General features: G+C 70.4%; 24 protein-coding genes. 11 read left to right on the forward strand and 13 right to left on the reverse strand.

Translation table 11 applies throughout. From position 1 onward, the window contains the following. Window positions 1–245 precede the first annotated feature (245 nt). The 3 genes from TX83_RS01235 to TX83_RS01245 form a co-directional block, all read right to left on the reverse strand. Window positions 246–605: a TfoX/Sxy family protein gene (locus TX83_RS01235; protein WP_222423700.1), complete on the reverse strand. Its 360-nt coding sequence runs from the start codon at window positions 603–605 to the stop codon at window positions 246–248. Window positions 606–739: 134 nt separating this feature from the next. Continuing rightward, window positions 740–3,172 (reverse strand): TonB-dependent receptor plug domain-containing protein, encoded by a 2,433-nt coding sequence (locus tag TX83_RS01240; protein WP_064746100.1) that lies wholly within the window; start codon window positions 3,170–3,172, stop codon window positions 740–742. 160 nt (window positions 3,173–3,332) lie between these two features. Continuing rightward, window positions 3,333–4,754, reverse strand: coding sequence for a M1 family metallopeptidase (locus tag TX83_RS01245; protein ID WP_075574930.1), 1,422 nt, complete (start codon window positions 4,752–4,754; stop codon window positions 3,333–3,335). Window positions 4,755–5,120: 366 nt separating this feature from the next. Between TX83_RS01245 and TX83_RS01250 the strand changes: the two genes are divergently transcribed. Then, on the forward strand, window positions 5,121–5,516 hold the full coding sequence (locus TX83_RS01250) for a DoxX family protein (RefSeq protein ID WP_064746101.1): 396 nt from the start codon (window positions 5,121–5,123) through the stop codon (window positions 5,514–5,516). 30 nt (window positions 5,517–5,546) lie between these two features. On the opposite strand, the gene dbpA is transcribed toward TX83_RS01250, so the two are convergent. Beyond that, window positions 5,547–6,968, reverse strand: coding sequence for an ATP-dependent RNA helicase DbpA (dbpA, locus tag TX83_RS01255; protein ID WP_075574931.1), 1,422 nt, complete (start codon window positions 6,966–6,968; stop codon window positions 5,547–5,549). Window positions 6,969–7,161: 193 nt separating this feature from the next. Here dbpA and TX83_RS01260 point away from each other — a divergent pair, with 193 nt between their 5' ends. Both TX83_RS01260 and TX83_RS01265 read left to right on the forward strand, forming a co-directional pair. Further along, window positions 7,162–7,839 carry a hypothetical protein gene (locus tag TX83_RS01260; protein WP_222423701.1) on the forward strand — a complete coding sequence of 226 codons (678 nt, stop codon included), beginning with the start codon at window positions 7,162–7,164 and terminating at the stop codon, window positions 7,837–7,839. Further along, complete coding sequence (locus TX83_RS01265; protein ID WP_064746102.1) at window positions 7,836–8,336, forward strand: GreA/GreB family elongation factor; 501 nt, start codon at window positions 7,836–7,838, stop codon at window positions 8,334–8,336. The genes TX83_RS01260 and TX83_RS01265 overlap by 4 nt, the downstream gene beginning before the upstream one ends. 10 nt (window positions 8,337–8,346) lie before the next feature. On the opposite strand, the gene TX83_RS01270 is transcribed toward TX83_RS01265, so the two are convergent. Next, window positions 8,347–9,417, reverse strand: a complete 1,071-nt coding sequence (locus TX83_RS01270) for a serine hydrolase domain-containing protein (protein WP_079247973.1) — start codon at window positions 9,415–9,417, stop codon at window positions 8,347–8,349. A gap of 30 nt (window positions 9,418–9,447) precedes the next feature. Further along, on the reverse strand, window positions 9,448–10,329 hold the full coding sequence (locus TX83_RS01275; RefSeq protein ID WP_064746103.1) for a helix-turn-helix transcriptional regulator: 882 nt from the start codon (window positions 10,327–10,329) through the stop codon (window positions 9,448–9,450). Window positions 10,330–10,475: 146 nt separating this feature from the next. Here TX83_RS01275 and TX83_RS01280 point away from each other — a divergent pair, with 146 nt between their 5' ends. Further along, window positions 10,476–11,504, forward strand: coding sequence for an acyl-CoA desaturase (locus TX83_RS01280; RefSeq protein WP_064746104.1), 1,029 nt, complete (start codon window positions 10,476–10,478; stop codon window positions 11,502–11,504). Continuing rightward, window positions 11,501–12,544: an SRPBCC family protein gene (locus TX83_RS01285; protein WP_064746105.1), complete on the forward strand. Its 1,044-nt coding sequence runs from the start codon at window positions 11,501–11,503 to the stop codon at window positions 12,542–12,544. Before TX83_RS01280 ends, TX83_RS01285 begins: the two co-directional genes overlap by 4 nt. A 164-nt stretch (window positions 12,545–12,708) precedes the next feature. On the opposite strand, the gene TX83_RS01290 is transcribed toward TX83_RS01285, so the two are convergent. Together TX83_RS01290 and TX83_RS01295 are read right to left on the reverse strand one after the other, a co-directional pair. Beyond that, window positions 12,709–13,023 (reverse strand): metalloregulator ArsR/SmtB family transcription factor, encoded by a 315-nt coding sequence (locus TX83_RS01290; protein WP_064746106.1) that lies wholly within the window; start codon window positions 13,021–13,023, stop codon window positions 12,709–12,711. A gap of 141 nt (window positions 13,024–13,164) precedes the next feature. Then, window positions 13,165–14,184 (reverse strand): fatty acid desaturase, encoded by a 1,020-nt coding sequence (locus TX83_RS01295; protein ID WP_064746107.1) that lies wholly within the window; start codon window positions 14,182–14,184, stop codon window positions 13,165–13,167. A 217-nt stretch (window positions 14,185–14,401) separates the two neighbouring features. Here TX83_RS01295 and TX83_RS01300 point away from each other — a divergent pair, with 217 nt between their 5' ends. Continuing rightward, window positions 14,402–14,659: a GIY-YIG nuclease family protein gene (locus TX83_RS01300; protein ID WP_064746108.1), complete on the forward strand. Its 258-nt coding sequence runs from the start codon at window positions 14,402–14,404 to the stop codon at window positions 14,657–14,659. A gap of 3 nt (window positions 14,660–14,662) precedes the next feature. On the opposite strand, the gene TX83_RS01305 is transcribed toward TX83_RS01300, so the two are convergent. Continuing rightward, window positions 14,663–15,052: an MAPEG family protein gene (locus TX83_RS01305; protein ID WP_064746109.1), complete on the reverse strand. Its 390-nt coding sequence runs from the start codon at window positions 15,050–15,052 to the stop codon at window positions 14,663–14,665. A 49-nt stretch (window positions 15,053–15,101) separates the two neighbouring features. Next, window positions 15,102–16,094: a zinc-dependent alcohol dehydrogenase family protein gene (locus tag TX83_RS01310; RefSeq protein WP_064746110.1), complete on the reverse strand. Its 993-nt coding sequence runs from the start codon at window positions 16,092–16,094 to the stop codon at window positions 15,102–15,104. 185 nt (window positions 16,095–16,279) lie between these two features. On the opposite strand from TX83_RS01310, the gene TX83_RS01315 reads away from it, so the two are divergent. Next, the gene (locus TX83_RS01315; RefSeq protein WP_064746111.1) at window positions 16,280–16,507 is read left to right on the forward strand and encodes an RNA-binding S4 domain-containing protein; all 228 of its coding nucleotides are present in this window, start codon (window positions 16,280–16,282) and stop codon (window positions 16,505–16,507) included. A gap of 255 nt (window positions 16,508–16,762) precedes the next feature. On the opposite strand, the gene TX83_RS01320 is transcribed toward TX83_RS01315, so the two are convergent. After that, window positions 16,763–17,758, reverse strand: a complete 996-nt coding sequence (locus TX83_RS01320; RefSeq protein WP_261369973.1) for a hypothetical protein — start codon at window positions 17,756–17,758, stop codon at window positions 16,763–16,765. Window positions 17,759–17,893: 135 nt separating this feature from the next. Between TX83_RS01320 and TX83_RS01325 the strand changes: the two genes are divergently transcribed. The 4 genes from TX83_RS01325 to TX83_RS01340 all read left to right on the forward strand — a co-directional run bounded on the left by TX83_RS01325 (window position 17,894) and on the right by TX83_RS01340 (window position 22,830). Beyond that, a complete protein-coding gene (locus TX83_RS01325) occupies window positions 17,894–18,949 on the forward strand; it encodes a bifunctional nicotinamide-nucleotide adenylyltransferase/Nudix hydroxylase (RefSeq protein WP_064746112.1) in 1,056 nt (351 codons plus the stop codon). A 73-nt stretch (window positions 18,950–19,022) separates the two neighbouring features. Next, the gene (locus TX83_RS01330) at window positions 19,023–20,447 is read left to right on the forward strand and encodes a nicotinate phosphoribosyltransferase (RefSeq protein ID WP_064746113.1); all 1,425 of its coding nucleotides are present in this window, start codon (window positions 19,023–19,025) and stop codon (window positions 20,445–20,447) included. A gap of 174 nt (window positions 20,448–20,621) precedes the next feature. Beyond that, window positions 20,622–21,758, forward strand: coding sequence for a hypothetical protein (locus tag TX83_RS01335; protein ID WP_064746114.1), 1,137 nt, complete (start codon window positions 20,622–20,624; stop codon window positions 21,756–21,758). Continuing rightward, entirely contained in the window at window positions 21,745–22,830 is a 1,086-nt protein-coding gene (locus TX83_RS01340) for a DNA methyltransferase (protein ID WP_064746115.1), read from the forward strand. The genes TX83_RS01335 and TX83_RS01340 overlap by 14 nt, the downstream gene beginning before the upstream one ends. Before the next feature lie 69 nt (window positions 22,831–22,899). On the opposite strand, the gene TX83_RS01345 is transcribed toward TX83_RS01340, so the two are convergent. Both TX83_RS01345 and TX83_RS01350 read right to left on the reverse strand, forming a co-directional pair. Further along, window positions 22,900–23,466, reverse strand: a complete 567-nt coding sequence (locus tag TX83_RS01345; protein WP_064746116.1) for a GNAT family N-acetyltransferase — start codon at window positions 23,464–23,466, stop codon at window positions 22,900–22,902. Then, window positions 23,463–24,014 carry a GNAT family N-acetyltransferase gene (locus tag TX83_RS01350; RefSeq protein WP_064746117.1) on the reverse strand — a complete coding sequence of 184 codons (552 nt, stop codon included), beginning with the start codon at window positions 24,012–24,014 and terminating at the stop codon, window positions 23,463–23,465. Before TX83_RS01350 ends, TX83_RS01345 begins: the two co-directional genes overlap by 4 nt. Window positions 24,015–24,018 lie beyond the last annotated feature (4 nt).

Genomic DNA, 24,018 nt, shown 5'->3' on the forward strand with positions numbered 1-24,018 from the left:
TTCGCCTGTAGGAGCGGCGTCAGCCGCGACCACGGGACGCGCAGAGGCCCCAAGGCCATCGCCATCGATCGAAGCCCGAACCCTTCGCCTGTAGGAGCGGCGTCAGCCGCGACCACGGCAGCGACGTACGCAAGCGCGACGGCCGAAATCCGGGCGCTCAGTTGCACGCTCCGAGCGTAGGCTTCGGATAGAGGCGCGGTATTCCCCCGCTTCGGCGGTCGCGGCTGACGCCGCTCCTACAAGAGTCAGCGCCGCCGCGAGGGCTTCTTCTTGGCCGGCGCATTGGCCTTGCGCAGCGCCGCTTCGAACGCCAGCCGCAGCCACGGCCGCATGTCCTGCGGCGAATCCATCGCCGATTCGGGCACGGTCCAGTAGCTCATCTCGATCGGCTTGCGCTGGCGGTCGTAGACGAAGGGCTCGCAGCCGGCGGCGAGAAAACGCGGACGGCTGGTCTCGTCGGTCTTCAGGTACAAGGTCTCGTCGGCGACCAGGCCGATCATCAGGCCGTCGTGGTACAGGCCGTAGCCGCCGAACATGCGCCGCGCGCTCAGCGCGCCGAAATCGGCGGCGAGGTCGCGCAGGTGGGCGATGAAGTCGTCGCTCATGCGCGGCATCGTAGCGCCGCGCGGGCGCGCCGTCAGCCTGCGCGCCGGCCGGCGGACAAGGCTGCCAGGCGGCGGCGAAGAAAAAGCCCGGCGTGCGCCGGGCTCTTCCATGGGCGGACCTAACCCGGGCGATCTCAGAACTTGTGCCAAAGGCGCACGAAATAGGAGGCGCCGTTGAGGCCGAACTGCACGCTGTCGAACACGTGGCCGTTGTCGGTCTCGTCCGGGTTCTGCCGGGTCGGCTTGACCCCGAAGATGTTGGCGCCGCCGACGGTCAGCTTGGTGTTCTCGCTGAAGGCGTAGGTCACGCTGAGGTCGGCCGAGGTCTTGGCCTTGTAGTGCGCGTTTGGCACGCCGGCGGCGGTGCCGGAGAACGTGCCCAGGGTCTGCGGGCCGAAGTGGATGATCTTCAGGTTGCCTTCCCAGGGACCGCGCGACAGGTCGAAGCCGAGCACCGCCTTGGACTTGGGCGCGCCTTGCTCGATGAACAAGCGCTCGCGCTCGGACAGCAGCACGTCCTCGCGGCCGACCAGGGCCGGCGGCGCGTGGATCGCCTTGACCTCGGTGCGGTTGAGGTTGAGAGCGAAGAAGGTGCCGAGCTTGAACTCGTTGCCGAGCTCGCGTTCGTGATTGAAGGTCAGGTCGATGCCGTCGGTGCGGGTGTCGACCGAGTTGACAAAGAACTGCGCCTGGCCGACGCCGAGCGACTGCAGGATGCCGCCGATGGTCGGGTCGGTGGTGTCGAAGCGGCCGCTCAGCACGATGCGGTCGTCGATGTCGATCCGGTACGCGTCCAGGGTCAGCGAGGTGTCGGCGGTCGGCGACCAGGTCAGGCCGACGGTGTAGTTGCGCGACTTCTCCTTGGTCAGCAGCGGCAGGCCGGCGGCGTTGGCGATGGTGCCGCCGTTGGGCGCGATCACCACGTCGACCGGTTCGCCGTTGACGAAGTCGGTGATGGTCGAGGAGAAGTACTTCTGCTGCAGCGAGGGCGCGCGGAAGCCGGTGCTGGCCGAGGCGCGCAGCATCAGCGTGTCGGTGGCGCGGAAACCGGCGGCGAGCTTGCCGGTGGTGGTGTTGCCGAAGTCGCTGTAGTCCTCGTAGCGCACCGCCACGCCGGCGGTGAAGCGGTCGGTGAAGTCGGCCTCGACGTCGGCGTAGGCCGCCCAGCTGTCGCGGCTGTGGCCGCCGGCGTCGGCCGGCTGGAAGCCCGGGAAGCCCTGGCTGCCGGCGTTGCCGCCGACGCCGACGCCGTCGGCGTCGATGTAGGAGCCCGGTTCGCCGGCGAAGATCTTGTAGCGCTCGTCGCGGCGTTCCAGGCCGAAGGCCAGGTTGAGGCCGTTGAAGACCTGGTCGTAGAAGCGGCTGACGTCGAAATTCACCGTCTTCTGCTCGAACGAGAAGCCGCCGGCGTCGAAACTGTCGGCGCTGACGCCGCGGCCGCCGTTGAGCAGGTCGAGGTTGGCGATCGAGGCGTTGAGGGTGTTGTTGATCCGATAGCGCAGCTTGTTGTAGCCGTAGGTGTAGGACAGGTCGGCGTTCCAGTCGCCCATCGCCCAGCGCAGGCCGAGGATGCCGAAGCGGTCGTCGAGCTCGCCGTCGATGAAGGGCACGAAGCCGTCCGGGTACATCGCCGCCGAATTGCGCGAGGGAATGTCCTCCGAGCCCAGGCCGTCGCGCGCGAACGCCGCCGAGGACGCGTCGCGCTTCTGCACGCCGAGGGTGAAGTACAGGTCCAGGTTCTCGCCCAGCGGCTTGTCGCCGTTGAGGAACAAGGTGCGGTTCTCGACCTTGGAGTCGCCGATGATGCGCGGGCTGCCGGCCGGCTCGGAGCGGTCGGAACGGCCGCGATCCTGCCACTCGCCGGTGATGCCGATGCTGCCGTCGCTGCCCAGGGCGAAGCCGCAGTAGGCGCTGGCCAGCCAGTTCTCGCCGTCGCCCTTGGAGTACTGGCCGTAGCCGGCGACCGCTTCGCAGCCCTTGCGCTTCTTCAGCGAGATGTTCATGACCCCGGCGATGGCGTCGGAGCCGTACTGGGCGGCGGCGCCGTCGCGCAGGATCTCGACGCTGTCGATCGCCATCAGCGGAATCGTGTTGAGGTCGGTGCCGGTATTGCCGCGGTTGCGCGCGCCGAACAGGTTCAACAGCGAGGTGGTGTGGTGGCGCTTGCCGTTGACCAGGACCAGGGTCTGGTCCGACCCCAGGCCGCGCAGCGCGGCCGAGTCGACCAGGTCGGCGCCGTCGGCGCCGCTCTGGCGGGTCGAGTTGAACGAGGGCGCGGCGTACTGCAGCGACTGGGCGAGGTCGAACTGGGCGCCCTCTTCGGTGTTCTTGGCCATGGGCAGCACGTCGACCGGCGAGATCGAGGTGGTGTCCGAGGAACGCTGGCTGCGGCGCGAGCCGAGCACCGAGACCGTCTCCAGAGTGCGCGCCTCGCTCTCCTGGGCCGGCGCGGGAGCGGCGGCGTCCTGGGCGGCGGCGGTACCGGCGAACAGGCCGCCGGCCAACAGCGCGCCTTGAATGGCACAGAACAGGCGGGCGCGGCCGGGGCGGAAACGGTAAGGCGTCATAGCGGGGTCCTTGGCGGTGGCAGGCGGGGCATCCGCCTAGCCTATCGCCAAGACGACAGTTCGTGCACAGTCCAGGCACCGGATTCGCAAAAAAGGCCCGGCGGCCGCGGCCCGCCGATCCGGCGGCACACATCCGCGTCCGTTCGTGAGGAGGCGCCGGCTAGCGGCCGGACGCGCCGACCGCGGCCCGCGCCGGCGCCGGTTCGGCCGATTCGACCCAGCGCGCGAAGAAGCCGCCGAGGTCGCGGCCGCTGGCCCGCTCCATCGCGCGGCGCAGATCGGCGCTGGTCACCGAATGGCCGTAGTGGGCCCGGGTGTAGGCGCGCACGCCGCGCCAGAACGCGCGTTCGCCGAGTTCCTCGCGCAACAGATGCAGCACGTAGGCGCCCTTCTGGTAGACCACGGCGCGGTCGTCGGCGCTGGGCTTGAGCCAGCGCTCGTAAATCAACGCATGGTCCTTGCCGGTTTCGCGCAGCTTGTCCAGGCGCCGCTTCCAGCCCTCGACCTGGCCGCGGTATGCGGCTTCGCCGTAGCGGTGCTGCAGATAGGCCGCGGCCATGAAGTTGGCGAAGCCTTCGTTGAGCCAGAACTCGTTCCAGTCGCGGCAGGTGACCGCATTGCCCCACCACTGGTGCGCGGCCTCGTGGGCGATCAGCGCCTGCGCATCGGGCTGCGCCAGCACCTCGCGGCCGTAGCTCTCCGACATCAGGGCGAAGCCGGCGTGCTCCTGGCCGATGGTCTTGGCGACCAGGGCCTGGGTGTAGGTGCCGGTGTAGCGGATGCCGGCGCGACGGCCGAAGAAACGCAGCATGTCGGCGGTATCGGCGAACACCTTACGCAGCTGCGGGACGCTCATTTCCGCCGACAGATAGCGCAGTTCGGCGCGTTCGCCGCTGCCGCCGGCTTCGCGGTAACGGCCGGCGGCGAAACCGTAGACATAACTCGGCATCGCCAGGTCCTGGCGCCAGCGGTAGGTCTCGCGATGGCCGCCGAGCGCATTGCGCGCGACCAGGCGGCCGTTGCCCACCGCCTTGAGCCCGCTCGGCACGGTCAGGCTCAGGTCGAGCGTGGCGCGTTCGCGCGGCGCGTCGACGCAGACCAGCCACTGGCTGGTCGAGAACACGGTATAGACCTCGCTGCGCTCGGGATGGAACTCCAAACCGAACTTGGGCGCGCCGCGGTAGGCGATTTCGATCTCGCGCCGTTGCCCGGCCTTGGCCGGCGCCGCCAGCTTCACCCGCAAGCGCTGGTCGAGTTTCTCGAAACCCAGCGCCTGCCCGCCTTCGCGCACCGATTCGATCTCGAGCTCGCCGGCGTCGAAGTCGATCTGTTGCTGGCCCGCGGCCAGCACCTGGAAACGGATCGCGACTTGGCCGCGCAGACTGCGTGCGCTCAGATCGGGTTCGATCCGCGCGGTGTAGTGCAGCACGTCGATGCCGCTGCCCGCGCGCGGCGCTTCGCCGCCCTGCGCGAACGCCGCGCCGCCGAGGCCGGCCAAGGCCCAGGCCATGCACCAACGCCAGCGACGCAACCCGCGCGCGGCGCGCGATGCCGGGTTCGATTGCAGCGTGGCCTGACTCATGTCCCTGTTCCTGTTCCGTGCCGGACGCCGCCGGCGAGCCGCGATGGCATAGCCGGCGCCGATGATCGCCGATGCGCAACGGCGACTGAACCCCGTCGCGCGCATGCGGTTCGACTGCCGTTCGGGAAACGCCGGCGCGACCGCGTGCGTGGCGCGGTGGGCCGCGCAACGAGGAAGCTGGGAGTTAAGCGTGCTTAACTTCCTGCGTCCTGCGCTGCATCTCTACGCCGCCCAAGCCGCCGCGCCCGCGAAGGCGGGCCTCCACGGACTTCAACGTCCGGCCGCAGCGAAGCTCTCGGCCGCTTCGCACCGCACGCACGCGGCGGGCGTAAGCTGCAAGCGCCCTCGCCGCCCGCCGGAGCCGCCATGAACGCCGAGAAGTCCCGCGATCTCGCCCTGCTGGTCCTGCGCCTGAGCCTGGGCGCGCTGATCCTGCTGCACGGCATCGCCAAACTGCGCGGCGGCCTCGACGGCATCGTCGGCATGGTGCAGGCGCAGGGCCTGCCGGGTTTCCTCGGCTACGGCGTGCTGGTCGGCGAGGTGCTGGCGCCGCTGCTGCTGATCCTGGGCTGGCATGCGCGCGTCGGCGCGGCGCTGATCGCCGCCAACATGCTGGCGGCGATCGGCCTGGTCCACCTGGGCCAGCTCGGCCAGCTCAACGAGCAAGGCGGTTGGGCGATCGAACTGCAGGCGATGTTCCTCGCCGCCGCGGTCGCGATCGCCCTGGCCGGGCCCGGACGCCACAGCCTCGACGGCCGATGATCCTGGCCGGAGGTTTCAGCTCCGGGCGACTCAGATCCGGGCGACGCGGAACTTGCGGCCCTTGATCTTGCCTTCGCGCAGGCGCGCCAGCGCCGCCGCGGCCTGGCCGCGCGCGACCGCGACGTAGGAACGGGTGGGATACACGTTGATCTTGCCGATCGCGTCGGCCTTCAGCCCGGCCTCACCGGTGAGCGCGCCGAGGATGTCGCCGGGACGCAGTTTGTCGGTCTTGCCGGCGTCGATGCGCAGCGTCGCCATCGGCGCCGCCGGCGCATTGTGCGCCTTGCCGCCCAGCGGCTGGGCGCGCCGCCAGCTCGGTGGCAGGCCCTGGCGCTGGGCGATCTGCTCGACGCGGGCGACTTCGCGCGGCGCGCACAGGCTCAGCGCGACCCCGCCGCGGCCGGCGCGGCCGGTGCGGCCGATGCGGTGCACGTACACATCCGGGTCGGTCGGCAGTTCGTAATTGATCACCGCGCCGACGTCCTCGACGTCGAGCCCACGCGCGGCGACGTCGCTGGCGACCAGCACGTTGCAACTGCGGTTGGCGAAGCGCACCAGCACTTCGTCGCGATCGCGCTGCTCCATGTCGCCGTGCAGGGCCAGGGCGGTGAAGCCGTAGTGGCTCAGCGAACCGACCACTTCCTCGGTATCGCGGCGCATGTTGCAGAACACCACGCAGGATTCGGGCCGGTATTCCAGCAGCAGCGCGCCGAGCAGCGGCGTCTTCTTGGCCGGCTCGATCTCGTAGAAATACTGCTCGATCGCCGGCGCCGCGCCGGCGCCTTCGACCGTGACCTCGACCGGATCGCGCAGGGCGGCGCGGGCCAGCTCGCGAATCGCCTCGGGGAAGGTCGCGGAGAACAGCAGGCTCTGGCGCATCTTCGGGGTCTTGGCGACGATCGCCCGGATAGGCTCTTCGAAGCCCATGTCGAGCATGCGGTCGGCCTCGTCGAAGACCAGAGTGCGCAGGCCGTCGAGCTGCAGCGCGCGCTTGCTCAGCAGTTCCTGCAGACGGCCCGGGGTGCCGACCACGACATGCGGGGCGTGCTCCAGCGAGGCCAGTTGCGGGCCCAGCGGCATGCCGCCGCACAGCACCGAGATTTTCACGTTGGGGATGGCGAAAGCGAGCTTGCGCAGCTGTTGGCCGACCTGGTCGGCCAGTTCGCGGGTCGGGCACAGCACCAGGGCCTGGGTACGGATCGCCGCCGGGTCCAGGTGTTGCAGCAGGCCCAGGCCGAAGGCGGCGGTCTTGCCGCTGCCGGTCGGAGCCTGGGCGATCAGGTCGCGGCCGTCGAGCACGGCCGGCAGGGCGCGGGCCTGAATCGGGGTCATCGTGGCATAGCCGGCCGCGGCCACGCCCTGCAGCAGGGCCGGGGTCAGGGCGAGGGTGTCGAAAGCCGCCGCAGCGGCGCCGGCCGTGTCGGCGCCGGCGTTCGGGGAAAGATCGGTCATGCGCCATGATCGCAGCTTCGCGCCGAGCTTGCGCTCGGGGGCCGTATCCGCGCCGCCGGCTTGGCGTCCGCCTTCGAGAAGCGGGGCCAGGGCGAGCGCGGCCTTCCGCGCCCGCCGCCTCCGCCCGAGCACGGACCGCCGGCCGCACCGCGAAGGCCTATCCTGGGCCCGCCGCCCCGCCCCGGAGACCGTCATGGAGCAGTTCTTGCACATCCGCGTCCTGCTCGGCATCGTCCTCGGCCTGGCCATCACCACCCTGCTCAAGGGCCTGGCGCGGTTCGTCCAGCACCCCGGGCGCGAACGCGTCTACGGCGTGCACATCGCCTGGGCGCTGTCGATGTTCACCCTGCTGGCGCATTTCTGGTGGTGGGAGTTCCGCCTGGTCCACGTCGCCCAGTGGAGCTTCGTCGCCTTCGCCTTCCTGATTCTCTACGTGGTGGTGCTGTTCCTGCTGTGCACGCTGCTGTTCCCGGACGACATCGGCGACTACCAGGGCTGGCGCGACTACTTCCTGTCGCGGCGGCAATGGTTCTTCGGAATCATGGCCGCGTCCTACGTGATCGACTTCGGCGATACCCTGATCAAGGGCCGGCGCTCTCGATGCCTTCGGCCTGGAATACCCGCTGCGCAACCTGGCTTACGTGGTCCTGTGCCTGGTCGCGATGCGCACCCGCTCGGAGGCCTTCCACCGCGCCTTCGTGGCCGCCAGCCTGGTCTACCAGTTGTCGTGGATCTACCGCCTGTACGACGTCGTCAGCTGAGCGCGCGGCGCGCTGGCAACGAGGTCACATCAAGACCGAAACCGCTCACCCGGTCACAACATCTTTGGCACTATCGTCGGCCAATGTCCGCCCTGCCCCTCCCCGCATGAGCCGAGCCTTCGTCAAGGAGGGCGACGGCGAGCCCTCGTCCCCGGACTTGCCCGAGCTGCCGGTCAGCGAGCATCCGAACTACGTCACGCCGCGCGGCATGAGCCTGTTGCGCGCGCGCATGGACGACGCCAAGCGGCGGCTCGGCGCGATCGACGACGCCGACGCCGACGCCGGCGCCCGGCTCGAACGCGCCCACGTCGAGCGCGAACTGCGCTGGCTGCAGGCGCGCGTGCTCAGCGCGATCACGATCGCCCCGGAACGCCAGCCGGCGGACCGGGTCGCGTTCGGCGCCCGGGTCGAACTGATCGACAGCGCCGGCACGGAACATGTCTATCGCATCGTCGGCGAGGACGAAGCCGACCCCGAGCGCGGCCTGATCAGCTGGGTCTCGCCGCTGGCGCGGGCGCTGCACGGCGCCCGGGTCGGCGACAGCGCGTTGTGGAAACGGCCGGCCGGCGACCTGGCGGTGGAAGTGCTGGCGATCGATTACGGCTGAGCCGCCGCGCTCACTTCAACGGCGGCAGCACCCGTTCCGACAGCAGCCGCTGGGTCAGCTTCGGCGCCTGCGGCACCCGGTAGTTGGTGGTGGTGATCACCACCACCGCGCGTTGCTCGGGCAGGACCTGCACGCTGTTGCCGCCGGTGCCGTTCATCGCATACGAGCGCATCGTGCCGCCGGCGTAGGCCAGGCGGTGCAGCCACCACAGATAGCCGTACTCGGTGTCGTCGTCGATGCGCGCATGCGGCTCGATCGAGGCGCGCACCCATTCGGCCGGAATCAACGCGCGCCCCCGGTGGCGGCCGCCGTCGAGGTAGAGCTGGCCCAGGGCGAGCAGGTCGCGGCTGCGCAGGCCCAGGCCGCCGCCGCCCTGGGCCAGGCCCAGCGGCGAGAACTGCCATTGCGGCGCCTCGATGCCCAGCGGCGCGAACAGCCGCTCGCGCGCATAGTCCTGCAGCGGCCGGCCGACCGCGGCCTGGACCGCCGCGCCGAGCGCGGTGACGCCGGCGGTGCAGTAGCGAAAGCTGCGTCCGTGCGGCGAATCGGCCGGCTTCGGCATCCAGGCCGGGTAGCCCTGGATCGGCAAGTCCAGGTAGAAGCCGACCCAATCCTCGATCAGGTACATGCGCTCCTCGTTGCCGCGCGACCAGGTATTCCAATCGTCGCACTCCAGCGCCGAGCTCATGGTCAGCAGGTCCTCGACGCTGATCGCCTGCTTGCGTGGGTCGGGGTTCTGGATCGTCCTTCCGGCGCCGAGCCAGGGCAGCACCGGCGCCTGCACCGAAGGAATGCGGCCGTCGGCGATCGCCAGTCCGGCCAGCATGCCGGTGACGGTCTTGGTCGCCGAACGGGTGTCGTGCCGGGTCTGCGCGTCGCTGCCGCGGAAGTAGCCCTCGTAGACCAGGCGCCCGTCGCGGGCGATCAACACGCTGGTGATCTGCTGGTAGTCGCCGCGCCGCAGCGCCGCGTCCAGCTCACGCCACTGCGGCGCGACCGGTGCGGCCTGCCCCGCCGCCGCCCACGCCAGTCCGACCGCCAGCCCGACGGTCACCGTCCATCCACTCACTTTCGCGGCCATCGATTCCGATCCTGTTGTCCGGCCGGCAGATTAGCCCGGCGCGGCGGCGCGCGATTGTCTGCGCGCAACCTGCGCGCGCGGCAGCAACGCCGCGCGCAGCCGCCGGTAATCGCCCGGGGTCAGGCCGTAACCGCGGCGGAAGGCGTGGCCCAGATGCGCGGCGTCGGCGTAACCGGCCTGCGCGGCGACCTCGGCCAGCGGCAGGCGCGGGTCGGCCAGCGCGCTTAGCGCGCGCTCCAGGCGCAGGCGCCGCAGGTAGTCGCCGGGCGCGCAGCGGTAGTGGCGGCGGAACTCGCGCGCCAGGTGCACCGGATGCACGCCGGCGGTGCGCGCCAGGTCGGCGATGCGCAGCGGCCGCGCGCATTCGTCGCGCAGCTTTTCGCGCACCTGCCGCAACCAGCCCGCCGGGCGCAGGCTGCGTTCCAGCGCCAGTCGTCCGGTGTGGGCCAGCAGCTCCCAGCTCAACGCCTCGCCGCTCAAGGCCGCCGCCTCGTCCCAGGCGCGGCAGGCGGCCAGCAGACGCAGCGCCGGCAACAGCGCGGCCGCGTCGTCCTGCCACAGCGGCTGCGCCGGCAGGCTCAACGCCGCGCCGAGTTCGCGCTCGCGCTCGCGCGTCGCCGACACGGTCAAGGTGAAAAATCGTCCGTGCTCGCTGCGGAAGCAATCGCGATGAGTGGTGCCGGGCGGGTTGTAGATCAGCGCCGGACCGCGGCACAACGCCGGTGCGCCACGCGCGCTGCTGAGATAGACGCCGTCCAGCAGCAGCACGTAATGCGCATCGTCGTGGCGGTGGGTCTGGACCTGCGCCTCGGGCACGGTCGGCGACAGCTCGGCGAAGCTGAAACCTTCGGCCTCGCGCCGCAGGTCGCAGCGGCCCAGGAACACGCCATGGGCGAAACGGGTAGCGGACATCGATCGAGCTTAGCCGCCGCGACCGTTCGTCGGCACGTGCTTGACGGCAGGGTCCGCTGGCGTCGAAATATTTAGCAAATTAGTTAATTGCTGATCCATTGATCGCCGGGCGCCGCCCGCGCCGCCGTCCAGGACAGGGAGAGGTCATGCACGCATTGCCGGTCAGTCTCGACGCGCACCGGGTCCGCCCCCAGGCCGATGCGGAAACCTGCATCCGCAGCGTCCGCGAGGGCCGGGTGGTCTGGGAGCCGGTGCGTTCGCTGTGGTGCTCGCTCATGGCGCTGGGCGCGATCGTCGGCGGCGCGCTGACCTTCAGCTGGGGCGCGTTCGCCCTGTTCGTCGTCGCCACCGCGACGGTGCTGCTGCTGGGACATTCCCTGGGCATGCACCGCAAGCTGATCCACGACAGCTTCGTCTGCCCGAAGTGGTTCGAATACCTGCTGGTGTATTGCGGGGTGCAGGTCGGCCTGGCCGGGCCGATCGGCCTGGTCCGCACCCACGATCTGCGCGATTACGCCCAGCGCCTGCCCGGCTGCCACGACTACCTCGCCCATCGCCGCCCGTGGCTGATCGATGCCTGGTGGCAATTGCACTGCGAACTGCGCCTGGACGATCCGCCGCGGATCGAGCTGGAGCCGCGCATCGCCGGCGATCGTTTCTATCGCTTCCTGCAGCGCACCTGGATGCTGCAGCACCTGCCCTGGGCGCTGGCCTTCTTCGCCGTCGGCGGCTGGGGCTGGGTGTTCTGGGGCGTGTGCGCGCGCGTGGTCGCCGGCGTGTTCGGCCATTGGCTGATCGGCTACTTCGCCCACAACCACGGCGGCATGCACCACGAAGTGCGCGGCGCCGCAGTGCAGGGCCGCAACGTGCGCTTCGTGTCGCTGCTGACCATGGGCGAGTGCTGGCACAACAACCACCACGCCTTCCCCGGCTCAGCGCGGCTGGGGCTGTATCCGGGCGAATGGGACCCGGGCTGGTGGCTGCTGCGCGGTTGCGAACGCATCGGCCTGGTGCACGGCCTGCGCCTGCCGGCCGATCTGCCGCCGCGGCCGGAACTGCGGCGCCTCGACGATCCGCCTTCGCCGCCTGCGCTGACCGACCTCCCTCCCCTGCCGCCGCGCGCCGCCGCGACGCGCTCCTGCCGCTGCCCGCTGTCCCCGGCCTTGCCCCGATGACCGACTTCCCGCCCCTGCCGCCGCCGCCCGCCCCGGCCCCGCCGGTCGCGCCGCCGCCCTCGCTGCTTGCCGAAACCGTGCCGGTGCTGATCGGCGCCGCCGTCGGCCTGGCCCTGCGCTGGATCTTCGACGGCGAGCCCGGCGAACGCTTCGCGCCGATGCTGCCGATCTTCTTCCTGCTCGCGCCGGCGGCGGTCGGCGCGGTGACCGTGTTCGTCGCCGAGCGGTTGCGCGCGCGCAGCGTCCGCTATCACGTGCTGGCGCCGATGGCGACGGTGCTGCTGGTGCTGATCGGCAGCATGGCCGCGCTATGGGAAGGCATCATCTGCGTGCTGCTGGCCTTGCCGATCTTCCTGCTGCTGGGCTCGCTCGGCGGCGTGGTGATGGGCCTGATCTGCCGCCACGCCGGCTGGTCGAAGACCCCGACCGTGTACGGCATCGCCGTGTTGCCGCTGCTGCTCGGCCTGGCCGGCGTCGGCCAGGACGCGCCGGTGCGCTACCGCGCGGTCGAACGCACGGTACTGGTGCAGGCCGCGCCGGCCGAGGTCTGGACCCACCTGCTCGACGCCGACCGCATCCGCGCCGGCGAGGTCGACCGCGCCTGGATGTACCGCATCGGCGTGCCGCTGCCGCTGTTCGGCCTGACCCACCAAACCCCGACCGGGCTGGTGCGCGAGGTGCGCATGGGCCGCGGCATCGCTTTTCGGCAGATGTCCGCCGACTGGCAGCCGCAGCGGCGGGTGCGCTGGCAATACCTGTTCGACGCCGATTCGGTTCCGCCGCGCGCGCTCGACGACCATGTCCGCATCGGCGGCCACTACTTCGACCTGCGCGACACCACCTACACCCTGACCCCACGCGGGCCGGCGACCGAACTGGCGATCCGCATGGAGTATCGGGTCAGCACCGGCTTCAACTGGTACGCGGTGCCGGTCGCGGATTGGCTGATCGGCGATTTCAGCGAGGTCATCCTCGACTTCTATCGCCGTCGCGCGGAGGCCGTGGCATCGGCGCCGAAGGGGCCGGCTGCGCGCGAGTAAGCGGCCCGCGGCCGCCCGGCCTCGCCGCTGCCCGCTTCGCCGCTCTCCTCGAACCAGGGGCCAGGGCGGGCTTGCTGTTGCCGCTGCTCATCCGGCAAGGCCAGCGCGAATTCCCCGCGCTGCGAAGGTCACTGGGCGAGCGCGTCGCGCCGGGCGTTCGCGCCCTAGCCCGCCGCCTTCTTCGCCCGCCGGCTTTCGCGCTTGAGCGGGCCGCCGACCGGGCAGATCTCGAACGCGAACTGGGTCAGGGTATTGACCAGGTTGTCCGGCACCAACCGGTAGACCACGAACTGGCCGCGCCGCTCGCTGTCGATCAGGCCGGCGTTGACCAACACCGACAAATGGCGCGATACCGCCGGTGCGCTCATCTCGAAGCGCGCGGCGATGTCGCCGGCGGTCAGCTCGCGCTCGGACAGGAAGGCCAGGATCTGCCGTCGCGGCGACGAGGCCAGGGCTTCGAAGATCTTGTCCTGCATCATGGGGCACCGCCGTGACCGGTCCGCACGCCGCTCGCGTACCGGCCGATTATAGCCGTGCTTAATTAGCGAATAAGTTAATTGCCTCGGCGCCCCGACCGCCGCGGCCGCCCCGTCGGGCCGGCCGCGGAGCGCACCGCCGGCTCAGGCACGCACGCGCTTGGGATAGCCGACCATGCGCTGCAGCTCTTCGTCCCACAGTTTCAGCCGCGCGCACTTCAGGCTCGACCACAGGGTCAGGCGCGGCGCCGCCTGCAGCAGCGGGCTGGATTCGAAGGCCTCGCGCAGGCGGTAGTTGGGAATGCGGCTGGCGAGGTGATGGATGTGGTGGTAGCCGATGTTGCCGGTGAACCAGTGCACGATCCGCGGCAGATCGTAATAGGAGCTGCCGGCGATCGCCGCAGCGTGCGAGTTCCAATCGTCCTTGCGAGTCCAGTAGGCGTCCTCGAAGGTGTGCTGGACGTAGAACAGCCAGACCCCGGCCGCGCCGGCGATCAGCACGATCGGCAGGTGGGTCAGCAGCACCGTCTTCCAGCCCAGCGCATAGCCGAACCCGACCAGGGCCAAGGTCAGGGCGAGGTTGTTGAACAACACGCTGGCCCACTCGCGCTTCCAGGTGAACGGCAGGTCGAACGGAAAGCGGTGCTTGATCACGAACTGGTAGACCGGGCCGATGCCGAGCAGCACCGGCGTGCTGCGGTACAGGCGGTAGCGCAGGCGGCCGAACCAGGACAGGGCGCGGTACTCGGAGACGGTCAGGGTGACGATGTCGCCCATCTCGCGCCGGTCCAGGTTGCCCGAGGTGCCGTGATGGATCGCGTGGGTCTTCTTCCAGTAACCGTAGGGGAACAGGGTCACCACGCCGAGGCAGCGGCCGACCAGGTCGTTGGCGCGGCTGCTGGCGAAGAACGAACCGTGGCCGCAGTCGTGCTGGATGATGAAGGTGCGGACGTACAGACCGGCGGCCGGGATCGCCAGCAGCAAGGTCCAGCCGTAGCCCCAGTCGGCGATCAGGCTCCAGGCCATCAGCGCCCACAGCGCGGCGAACGGGACCAGGGTGTTGATCAGCTGCCAAACGGCCCGGCCGAGGTGGGGCTGGGCGAAGTGCGCGCAAAGCTGACGCAGGTTGCGGGCGGTGACGGGCGAATCGGCGTCGGCGTTCAAGCGGCGGCTCTCGAGAAGGACGCCGCATTGTGGTGAGCGCACTGCGACCTGGCAATGACGTGCGGTCACGTATGTTTGTGATCGCCCGCCATGTTTCGCAACCCGACGCGCGACGGACCGTGCGGCGCAAGCGCGGCACGGCCCCGCCGGATCGCCCCCGCCGGCCCGGTCCGCCCGGCGTATCCCCGGCCGGCACGCACGGGCTAGGCTATGGCGCATGCCTGCCTGGTACGTCTATGTCATCGAATGCCGCGACGGCAGTCTCTATACCGGCATCGCCGTCGACGTGGAGCGGCGCTACGCCGAGCACGCCGCCGGCAAGGGCGCGCGCTACACCCGCTCGCACCCGCCGGCGCGGCTGCTGGCGCGCTTCCCGCACCCCGACCGTTCGGCGGCCTTGCGCGCCGAATACGCGATCAAGCAGCTGACTCCGGCGGCCAAGCGCGCGCTGTGCGCCGCCGCGCCCGCCGGGTGAGGCTCAGAACAGCGCCCACAGCAGCTTGAGCAGGCCCCACAACGCCACCACCCACACCGCCGAGCGCAGATAGGGAATGCCGGCCGCGTACACCGGCACGTAGACCAGCCGCGCCCAGAAATAGAGCTGCGCGCCGAGCGCAGTGTCGTCGCTGCCGCGTCCGGCCAGCTGCACCGCCAACGCTGCCGCGGCGAACAGAGGGAAGGTTTCGAGGAAGTTGCGCCAGGCCCGTTCCATCCGCGCCGCCACCCCGGTCAGCGGTTCGGGCGTACCGTCGCGCGCGCCGGCGTTCCAGCGCAGACCGCGCTGTGCGGTCATGAAGCCGGCGTTGACCAGCAGGTGGACGATGCCCAGCGCGATCGACCAGGCCAGCATCTGCAGTTCCGCGCTCATGCTCGCTCCTTCGCAGCGCCGCGTTTCGATTCGGACCGAGCGCGCCGGCTCAGACCGGGCCGTTCGGCAGCAACAGGATCTTACCGTCGCGCTCGCCGGCCGCGGCCGCGGCGACCGCGTCCTTGATCCGGTCCAGGCCGAAGGTGGCCTGGATCCGCGCGCTGAGGGTGCCGGCCGCCACCGCGTGGGCGATCTCGCCGAACACCTGCGCCCGGCGTTGCGGGCTGGCCTGCTGGAACCAACGCGACAACCAGAACCCGCGCAGACTGACGTCGCGGAACACGAAGGCCGCCGGCGAAATCTGGCAGGGCTCGCGGCTCATCGCGCCGTAGTTCACCACCACCCCGCCCTCGCCCAGGGCCTCTGCGATGCGCTGGGTGGCGGTGCCGCCGACCGCGTCGATGCCGAGCCGGATCGGTGCGCCCTGCGCCGCTTCGCGCGCGCGCCGGGCGAGGTCGTCGCCATCGACCAGGACCACGTCGCCGCCGAGCGCGCGCACCGCCTCGGCCGCCGATTCGCGACGGACCACGTTGATCGTGCGCAGGCCGCGCTGGCGCGCGATCTGCACCAGATAGCCGCCCACCGCGGAATTCGCCGCGTTCTGGATCACCCAGTCGCCCGGGTGCAGGACGGCGAATTCGCTCAGCAACAACGAGGCGGTCGGCGGGTTGATGGTGATCATCGCCAACTGCTTGGGGTCGCCCTCGCCGGGCAGCACGACCAGCCCTTGCGCCGGCGCCACCCGATGACTGGTCCAGCTGCCGCCGCCGATCGGCAACAGCACCCGCTGGCCGACCCGCAGCGAATCCACGCCCGGGCCCAGTGCGGCGATCCGGCCCATCCCCTCGTTGCCGCCGACCGCCGGCAACGGCGGCAGCAGGCCGTACTCGCCGGTCAGGGTCAACAGATCGGAAGGATTGATCGGGGCCGCCAATACTTCGATCAGCACCTGGCCGGGCAGCAACGGCGGCGCCTCGAACGGTACCGCCTCGATCACGTCCTGCGGCACCGGGCCGCGATGGGAATATTGCGCCTTGAGCATCGCCCACCTCCGTCGGAACGCCAGGGAAAGCCACGGCGAACCGTCGCGACGGCCCGCCACCGGCGGCCGGCCCTGCGTTGCCGCCGACCGGTCCAGGCCCTCAGCCTACGCCGCCGAGGGTGCAAGCGTCTTGCGTCCAGGTCGCAGCGCTGCGACCCTGCCCTGCCACGTACCGCCCACCGCCCATGCAACCGATCCGTTTCGAACTCGATGCCCACCACGACCACGTCGAACTGAACCAGCTGCTCAAGCTGGTCGGCCTGTGCGACAGCGGCGGCGCCGGCAAGGCCCTGGTCGCCAGCGGCGCGGTCCGGGTCGACGGTCAGGTCGAGCTGCGCAAGACCTGCAAGATCCGCGCAGGGCAGCGGGTGAGCTGCGAGGGCGTGCAGATCCAAGTCTTCGCCGCGCCCTAACCGTTTTTCCGGCAAGGGCGCCGCATGCCACCCGATTCGTTGAATCCGCAGCCAGCGGCCTGAAGCGCGCGCAACGACAGGTTCGCATCAGCGTCCTGTCGTCGCCGCAACGACTTTGCGAGTCCGCTCTTCGCAACGATGCCAACGCGTGGGAACCGGAACCCGCGATGCGATTTTCTTGCGGACGGAAAACGGCCGCCGGAGGACATAGGCGCGGTTCGAAGCGCTTTTAGCGACAGGCGAACCAAGCCAAGGTCACGCCAACGGCAACGCGCTCTCCGCCCGGCACGCCTGGTCGTGCAAGCGCTGCACGTGTTGCGTCGCGATCGCGTAGTCGCGGCTGCCGAGGCTTTCGACGAAGCGGCAGGCGGCGTAGCCGGCGGCCTTGCGCTCGTAGTCGGCCACCCATTGGTCGCGCTCCGGCACGTAGGCCGGATCGCTCGGCCATACGCCGGGACGCGGGCGCAGCGGTTCGCGGATGCCGATCCGCCACGGCTTGGGGCTGAGCCGGGCGCGGAAACAATGCTGGCGCTGGCACATCAGCGCGAACCGCGGGTCGGCGCCGACCGCGGCGAAGAACTCCGCCACCGCCGGTTCGTTGGGGTCGAACACGCGGTGCATCGCCAGCAGGCGCAGCCCGGCCGGCGTGCGGTACAGCCGCAGATGCCAATCCGGGTGGCCGGCGACGAAGGCGCGCACGCGCCGCATCGCCCGGCTCTCGGGACCGCCGTCGGCGGCATGGCGGCGCTTGGACTGGGCGCGGGCGATCAGCGAGAAACCGTACAGGGCGGCAAACAGGGCCAGAAGACCGAAGCCGGTATAAGTGAACCAGCCCACGGCGACCCCGATCGCCAACGACACGAACAGATAGCCGCGGCGCCACGCCGAAACCGGCGCGTCGAAATCGACGTCGGCGAACAGCACCTCGGGCGTGTTGAGACAGCGCGCGCCGTAGCTGTTGCGGGTCACCACCGTTTCGCCATCGCGCTCGACGATCTGTTCGCGGATCGGCAGGCCTTCGGCGTCGTAGGGCACGCGCGGCTCGGTGCGCGCCACGCCGGCCTGTCCGGCGAGCATGCGGTCGAAAGCGTCGCGGGCGCGCACGTCCGCCATCGCCTGGGCCTCGGCCAGACTGGCGTCGGACCAGCCGAAACGGCGCACCGTCAGCGAACGCCGCCCCGAAGGGTGGCCACGCCCGAAACTCTCCTGCACCCGCGCTTCCGCCCAGTACTGCGGAACGATCATCGCCATCCTTGCGCTCCCCTGTGTCCGTGACCGGCCGATTGTACGCAGCGCCGCGGCACTTGACGGCCGTCGCGATCGGCGTAGCATTTTCCTCACGCCCTCGGACAGACCGGCGGCGAATCAACTCCGTGAGGGATTCTCATGGCATACGAATACGATTACCTGGTTTTCATCGGGCGCTTCGAGCCCTTCCACAACGGCCATGCCGCCGTCGCCCGCCACGCGCTGGGCAAGGCGAAGAAGGTCGTCTTCCTGGTCGGTTCCGCCGACACTCCCCGCACCGTCAAGAACCCGTTCACCGTCGCCGAGCGCGCGGTGATGATCCACAGCGCGCTGACCGACGCCGCCGATCGCCTGATCGTGCGCCCGCTGCGCGATCATCTCTACAACGAAAGCCAGTGGATCGCCGCGGTACAGCGCACGGTCGCCGAAGCGGTGCGCCAGGACGGCGGCGGCGAGCAGGCTCGGGTCGGCCTGATCGGCATGGACAAGGACGCCTCCAGCTACTACCTGCGCGAGTTCCCGCAGTGGCCGCTGGTCGACGTCACCCACACCGCGACCTTGTCCGCGACCGAGCTGCGCCGCTATCTGTTCGAAGCCAACCAGCTCGACAGCCACGGCGGGCTGATGCTGATCCGGGCCAACGTGCCCGGGCCGGTGTTCGACATGCTCGAAGCCTTCCGCAAGAACTCTCCGGCGTTCCGCCAGTTGGTCGCCGAGTACCAGTTCCTGGAGCAGTACCGCGCCGCCTGGGCCGACGCGCCCTATCCGCCGACCTTCGTCACCACCGACGCGGTGGTGGTGCATTCCGGGCACGTGCTGCTGGTGCGCCGCCGCGCCGAACCGGGCAAGGGCCTATGGGCGCTGCCGGGCGGCTTCGTCGGCCAGCACGAGGGCCTGCTCGACGCCTGCCTGCGCGAGCTGCGCGAAGAAACCCGGCTCAAGCTGCCGCTGCCGGTGCTGAAGGGTTCGCTCAAGGGCCAGCGCGTATTCGACCATCCCGAACGCAGCGCGCGCGGCCGCACCATCACCCACGCCTACCACTTCGAGTTCCCGGCCGGCGAACTGCCGCCGGTGCGCGGCGGCGACGACGCCGACAAGGCGCGCTGGATCCCGGTCAGCGAGGCGCTGGAGATGAGCCCGCAGCTGTTCGAAGACCACCTGCACATCCTCGAATACTTCCTCGGCCGCGGTTGATCCAAGGGACCGCCCGGCCCTCATGCCGGTGGACAGACCGCCGGCTTCTCCCAGACGCGAAGGAGCTTCCGTCATGCAATGCCTCGACAACCTGCTGCTCAACACCGACAGCTACAAGGCCAGCCATTGGCTGCAGTATCCGCCCGGCACCGACGCCACGTTCTTCTACGTCGAATCGCGCGGCGGCGTGCACGACCGCACGGTGTTCTTCGGCCTGCAGGCGATCCTCAAGGAGTACCTCAGCAAGCCGGTCACCCACGCCGACATCGACGAAGCGCGCGACCTGTTCGCCGCGCACGGCGAGCCGTTCAACGAGGCCGGCTGGCGCGACATCGTCGACCGCCACGGCGGCCTGCTGCCGATCCGCGTGCGCGCCGTGCCCGAAGGCACGGTGGTGCCGACCCATCAGGCCCTGGTGACGATCGAATCCACCGACCCCGCCGCCTACTGGGTGCCCTCCTACCTGGAAACCCTGCTGCTGCGCCTGTGGTATCCGGTGACGGTGGCGACGATCAGCTGGCACGCCAAGCAGACCATCCGCCAGTTCCTCGAACGCACCAGCGACGACCCAGCCGGGCAACTGCCGTTCAAGCTGCACGACTTCGGCGCGCGCGGCGTGTCCAGCACCGAATCGGCCGCGCTCGGCGGCGCCGCGCACCTGGTCAACTTCCTGGGCACCGACACCGTGTCCGGCCTGTTGCTGGCGCGGCGCTACTACCACGAACCGATGGCCGGCTATTCGATCCCGGCCGCCGAGCACAGCACCATCACCAGCTGGGGCCGCGAGCGCGAGGCCGAGGCCTATCGCAACATGCTGGCCCAGTTCGCCAAGCCCGGCGCGATCGTCGCGGTGGTCTCCGACAGCTACGACATCTTCCATGCCATCCGCGAGCACTGGGGCAAGACCTTGCGCGAGCAGGTGATCGCCTCCGGCGCGACCCTGGTGGTGCGGCCGGACTCCGGCGACCCGGTCGACGTGGTGCATCAGTGCCTGACCCTGCTCGACGAGGCCTTCGGCCATACCGTCAACGGCAAGGGCTACAAGGTGCTCAACCACGTGCGGGTGATCCAGGGCGACGGCATCAACCCGACCAGCATCCGCGCGATCCTGGAGCGCATCACCAGCTACGGCTACGCCACCGACAACCTCGCCTTCGGCATGGGCGGCGCACTGCTGCAGCGGCTGGACCGCGACACGCAGAAGTTCGCGTTGAAGTGCTCGGCGGCGCGGATCGACGGCGAGTGGATCGACGTTTACAAGGACCCGGTCACCGACAAGGGCAAGTCCAGCAAGCGCGGCCGCATGACCCTGGTGCGGCATCGCGAATACGGCCACTTCAAGACCGTGCCGGTGCCGCAGGACGCGCCTTCCGTGGCCGAAGCGGCGCCGCCGCTGGGTTACGAAGACGCGATGGTGACGGTGTGGGAGGACGGCCGTTTGCTCGCCGACTGGACGTTCGCGCAGGTGCGCGGGTTGGCGGATGCGACGCGGCTGTGAGGCGCCCCTCACCCCAGCCTCCCTCCCGCGAGCGGGAGAGAGGCTCCAAGCCCTCGCCGCTTTCAGATCACGCCCTCGGGTTCCCTCTCCCGCTTGCGGCGACCGAGGGAAGTGCAGAGCTGACAGGGCTAGGGTGAGGGCAACCCGCCCACCATCGACTCCAGGACGACTTCCATGCCGGCCCCCCTCGAAGGGCTAGCGACCGCCGATCCGGGCACGCTCCCGCTCAGCGCGGCCTCTACCCTGTTCCAGCGCCTGCGCGCGACCACGCCGCAACTGGCCCGGCGCGCGCCGGGCGAACACGATGCCGCGCGCTGGCGCGAGCACCGCATCGGCGGGCGCCGCTACCGCGTCGCCCAGCCGGTCACCTTCACCCCCTATGCGGCAGCGCGTCCTTGTTCGGCGCGCTGCCTGTTCTGCTCGGAAAACCTGCGTCCTCACGGCGACGGCGCGATGGCGCAGAGCCTGCGCCCCGGCCCCGACCACTTCCAACGCCTGAGCGCGGCGTTGGCGCAGTTGCGCGGGCTGCCGCTGTCGTGGTCGCTGTCGGGCCTGGAAACCAGCGACGACGAGGACTGGTTCCTGCGCCTGCTGGACGCCCTCGGCGCGGCCGAGCGCGACGGCGCGATCGTCGAAGAACGCGTGCTGTACAGCAACGGCGCCGGCTTCGCCCGCGGTCGCGGCGAAGAACTGATCGCCGCCTTGCGGGATTTCCGCCTGTCCTGGCTGGAACTGTCGCGGCATCACTGCGATGCGGCGCGCAACCAACGCATCATGCGTTTCCGCGAGGGCGAGCCGATCGCCGACGGCGCGCGCTTCGAAACGGTGGCGCGGCGCCTGGCCGCGACGCTGCCGCTGCGCCTGGTGTGCATCCTGCAGCGCGGCGGCATCGACGATGCCGAGGGCGTCGCCGCCTATCTCGACTGGGCCCGCGGCTGCGGCGCCGGCACGGTGATCTTCCGCGAGTTCTCGCGTCTGGACGCCGGCTATCGCGACAACGCCACCCGCCGCTACGTCGAGGCCGAACGCGTGCCGATCGAGCAGGTGCTGGCCGCGTGCATGGACGCGCCGTGGTGGTCGCGTCTGCAGCCGCTGCGCATCACCGAAGGCTATTACTTCTGGAACCTGCAGTTGCACGATCCGCGCAGCGGCCTGAAGGTGGTGTTCGAAGCCTCCGATTACGCCGCCATGCACCGCCGCCATGCCAGCGGCGACGTGTACAAGCTGGTGTTCCACGGCAATGGCCGGCTTTGCGCCGGCTGGCAGCCGGACCGCGACATTCTGTGGGAGCCGCCGCATGGACAGCCGTAGCTGGTTGCTGTTGGAGCCCGATCCGCCCGAGCATCGCCTGCCCGAGGATCTGCGCGCCCGCGATGGTCTGGGCGGCCGCGATTGCGGCTGGGTCGCGCAGATGCGTCCGTTCGTGCGCCACTTCAGCCGCCCCGGCGAAACCGTGTTCGACCCGTTCTGCGGCTTCGCCACCACGCTGCTCGCCGCCGCGCTCGAAGACCGTCGCGGCTGCGGCGTGGAGATCGACCCCGAACGCGCCGCGCTCGGTCGCGAGCGGCTGGCGCGCCACGGCGTCGACGCACCCATCGCCACCGGCAGCCTGCCCGACACGCCGGCGCCGCGCGCGTATTCGCTGTGCCTGACCAACGTGCCCTATTTCGGCTGCCGTTGGCCGGGCCGCGACGAGGCCGGACAGTTGTACCTGGAGCGCGACTACGCCGCCTACCTGCAGCGCGTGCGCGACATCTTCCACGCCGTGCGCGAGGCGCTGCCGCAAGGCGGCTACTGCATCGCCATGGCCGAGAACCTGATCGTCGGCGACCGCATGCTGCCGCTGGCCTGGGACCTGGGCCGGGTGCTCGGCAACCTGTTCGTGGCGCGCGAGGAACGCCTGCTCTGCTACGCCCGTCCGCCGCAGCCGCGCGCGCCGGGCGACCCGCGCAGCGATCGCAGCCACGAGTACGCGCTGGTGTTCCAGAAGCAGCCGGAGACGATCTGCCTGCAGAGCACCTGCGACGAATTGGACGCGATGCGCGCCGCCGGTTTCGGCTACACCCTGCACGGCAGCTTCGCCCATTGGCTGGCGCACGGCGAGGAGGCGATGAAGCGGCCGCCGGCCGACGCCGACCTGCTGCTCGACGACGGCGACCCCGAGGCGCTGGACCGGCTATTGCACTGGCTGCACGAACGCCATTACGAACTGAGCCTGTGGGGCGAGCCGGTGCGCCCGCCGCTGCGGCTGGAACGCTGGGCCGAGCATTGGTATCTGCGCGCGCAGCGCCGCGACCGGCTCGGCCGGCTGGTGCGGCTGGACCTGGGACTGGCCAGCCGCCACGCGCAACTGCCGCCGGTGCCGCTGCAGCGCGACGGCTGAGTGGTCGGACTCAGGCCAGTCGGATTCACGCCGGCAAGACCCGACTCGGCACGCGCCGAGCCGCCGGGTTCAAGCCGCTGGCGTCAGGCCCAGCCCGCCGAGATCGAGGTACCAGAACAACGCCGTCTCCTCGCGCAGCGCCGGATCGTGCGCGTAATGCATGCGGTCGTAACCGCCGAGCACGAAACCGTGGCGCGCGTAGAAACGGCAAGCGGCGACGTTGCGGTCCTGGGTCTCCAGCACCACGCCCGGCAAGCCGCGCTCGCGCGCCCAATCGGTCGCCCGTTGCAGCAAGGCCGCGCCGGCGCCGCTGCGGCGCTGTCCGGCGTCGACGGCGATGTCGTCGATCAGGGCCAGGCCGTTCCAAGCGGTCGACACCAGCACGCGGCCGATCACGGCGCCGTCGAGGATCGCGAGGAAACCGGCGGCCTGCCCGCCTTCGAAGTGTTCGTCCAGATCCTCGTCGCCGGGTTCGTCGCCGTAGCGCTTGCGATACGGCGGCAGCGGCTCGATGTCGTAGGCGATCGCCCCGCCCTCGCTGCGCAGCCGCAGGCGCGAATCGACCGCGAAGCTGGAATCGAAAGCGAACGCCGCCGCGGCCAGCGCCGGCGTCAGTGCCACGATGCTCGGGCTCACGCTTTCAACTCCAACGCGAGGATCGCGTCTTGGTAGGTGTTGGCGCCGACCTGGAAACGGCGTTCGCCGACCGGGCGGAAACCGTTGCGCGCATAGAAGGCCAGCGCACGCGCGTTGCCGGCATAGACGCCGAGCAACAACCGGCGCGCGCCGCGCCGGTGCGATTCCTCCACCGCATGCCGCATCAGTTCGCGGCCGACGCCGCCGCCGTGGAAACGCGACAGCAGGTAGATGCGCTTGAGTTCCAGATCGTCTTCGGCCAGGTCGGCCAAGGGCAGCTTGGGCGGCGCGATCAGGGCATACCCCACCGGCGCCGCGCCCAGCGCGGTTTCGGCCAACCAGGCCGCGCCTTGCGGATCGGCCAGCCAGTCCTGATAAAGCGCGGCCGCATGCTGATTGCGGCAATGGGCGACGATATCGGGCCCGTCGAGGATGCCGGCGAAGGTTTCCAGGAAGGTCGCCGCGCCGGCCAAGGCCAGGGCGGCGGCATCGTCGGCGCCGGCGCGACGGATGCGCACGGCGTCGAGGTCGGTATCGGTGGAAGTCATGGGG

Origin of the sequence: Lysobacter antibioticus HS124, assembly GCF_000336385.2 — a bacterium.
In the GTDB taxonomy this organism is placed as follows: domain Bacteria; phylum Pseudomonadota; class Gammaproteobacteria; order Xanthomonadales; family Xanthomonadaceae; genus Lysobacter; species Lysobacter firmicutimachus.

Coding starts and splice junctions, on each gene's coding strand:
- TX83_RS01280 (WP_064746104.1), top strand. CDS start 10,476: ATGCACGCATTGCCGGTCAGTCTCGACGCGCACCGGGTCCGCCCCCAG.
- TX83_RS01240 (WP_064746100.1), bottom strand. CDS start 3,172: ATGACGCCTTACCGTTTCCGCCCCGGCCGCGCCCGCCTGTTCTGTGCC.
- TX83_RS01335 (WP_064746114.1), top strand. CDS start 20,622: ATGCCGGCCCCCCTCGAAGGGCTAGCGACCGCCGATCCGGGCACGCTC.
- TX83_RS01275 (WP_064746103.1), bottom strand. CDS start 10,329: ATGTCCGCTACCCGTTTCGCCCATGGCGTGTTCCTGGGCCGCTGCGAC.
- TX83_RS01245 (WP_075574930.1), bottom strand. CDS start 4,754: ATGAGTCAGGCCACGCTGCAATCGAACCCGGCATCGCGCGCCGCGCGC.
- TX83_RS01285 (WP_064746105.1), top strand. CDS start 11,501: ATGACCGACTTCCCGCCCCTGCCGCCGCCGCCCGCCCCGGCCCCGCCG.
- TX83_RS01340 (WP_064746115.1), top strand. CDS start 21,745: ATGGACAGCCGTAGCTGGTTGCTGTTGGAGCCCGATCCGCCCGAGCAT.
- TX83_RS01265 (WP_064746102.1), top strand. CDS start 7,836: ATGAGCCGAGCCTTCGTCAAGGAGGGCGACGGCGAGCCCTCGTCCCCG.
- TX83_RS01325 (WP_064746112.1), top strand. CDS start 17,894: ATGGCATACGAATACGATTACCTGGTTTTCATCGGGCGCTTCGAGCCC.
- TX83_RS01305 (WP_064746109.1), bottom strand. CDS start 15,052: ATGAGCGCGGAACTGCAGATGCTGGCCTGGTCGATCGCGCTGGGCATC.
- TX83_RS01350 (WP_064746117.1), bottom strand. CDS start 24,014: ATGACTTCCACCGATACCGACCTCGACGCCGTGCGCATCCGTCGCGCC.
- TX83_RS01300 (WP_064746108.1), top strand. CDS start 14,402: ATGCCTGCCTGGTACGTCTATGTCATCGAATGCCGCGACGGCAGTCTC.
- TX83_RS01250 (WP_064746101.1), top strand. CDS start 5,121: ATGAACGCCGAGAAGTCCCGCGATCTCGCCCTGCTGGTCCTGCGCCTG.
- TX83_RS01235 (WP_222423700.1), bottom strand. CDS start 605: ATGAGCGACGACTTCATCGCCCACCTGCGCGACCTCGCCGCCGATTTC.
- TX83_RS01310 (WP_064746110.1), bottom strand. CDS start 16,094: ATGCTCAAGGCGCAATATTCCCATCGCGGCCCGGTGCCGCAGGACGTG.
- TX83_RS01290 (WP_064746106.1), bottom strand. CDS start 13,023: ATGATGCAGGACAAGATCTTCGAAGCCCTGGCCTCGTCGCCGCGACGG.
- TX83_RS01330 (WP_064746113.1), top strand. CDS start 19,023: ATGCAATGCCTCGACAACCTGCTGCTCAACACCGACAGCTACAAGGCC.
- TX83_RS01320 (WP_261369973.1), bottom strand. CDS start 17,758: ATGGCGATGATCGTTCCGCAGTACTGGGCGGAAGCGCGGGTGCAGGAG.
- TX83_RS01315 (WP_064746111.1), top strand. CDS start 16,280: ATGCAACCGATCCGTTTCGAACTCGATGCCCACCACGACCACGTCGAA.
- TX83_RS01260 (WP_222423701.1), top strand. CDS start 7,162: ATGGAGCAGTTCTTGCACATCCGCGTCCTGCTCGGCATCGTCCTCGGC.
- dbpA (WP_075574931.1), bottom strand. CDS start 6,968: ATGACCGATCTTTCCCCGAACGCCGGCGCCGACACGGCCGGCGCCGCT.
- TX83_RS01270 (WP_079247973.1), bottom strand. CDS start 9,417: ATGGCCGCGAAAGTGAGTGGATGGACGGTGACCGTCGGGCTGGCGGTC.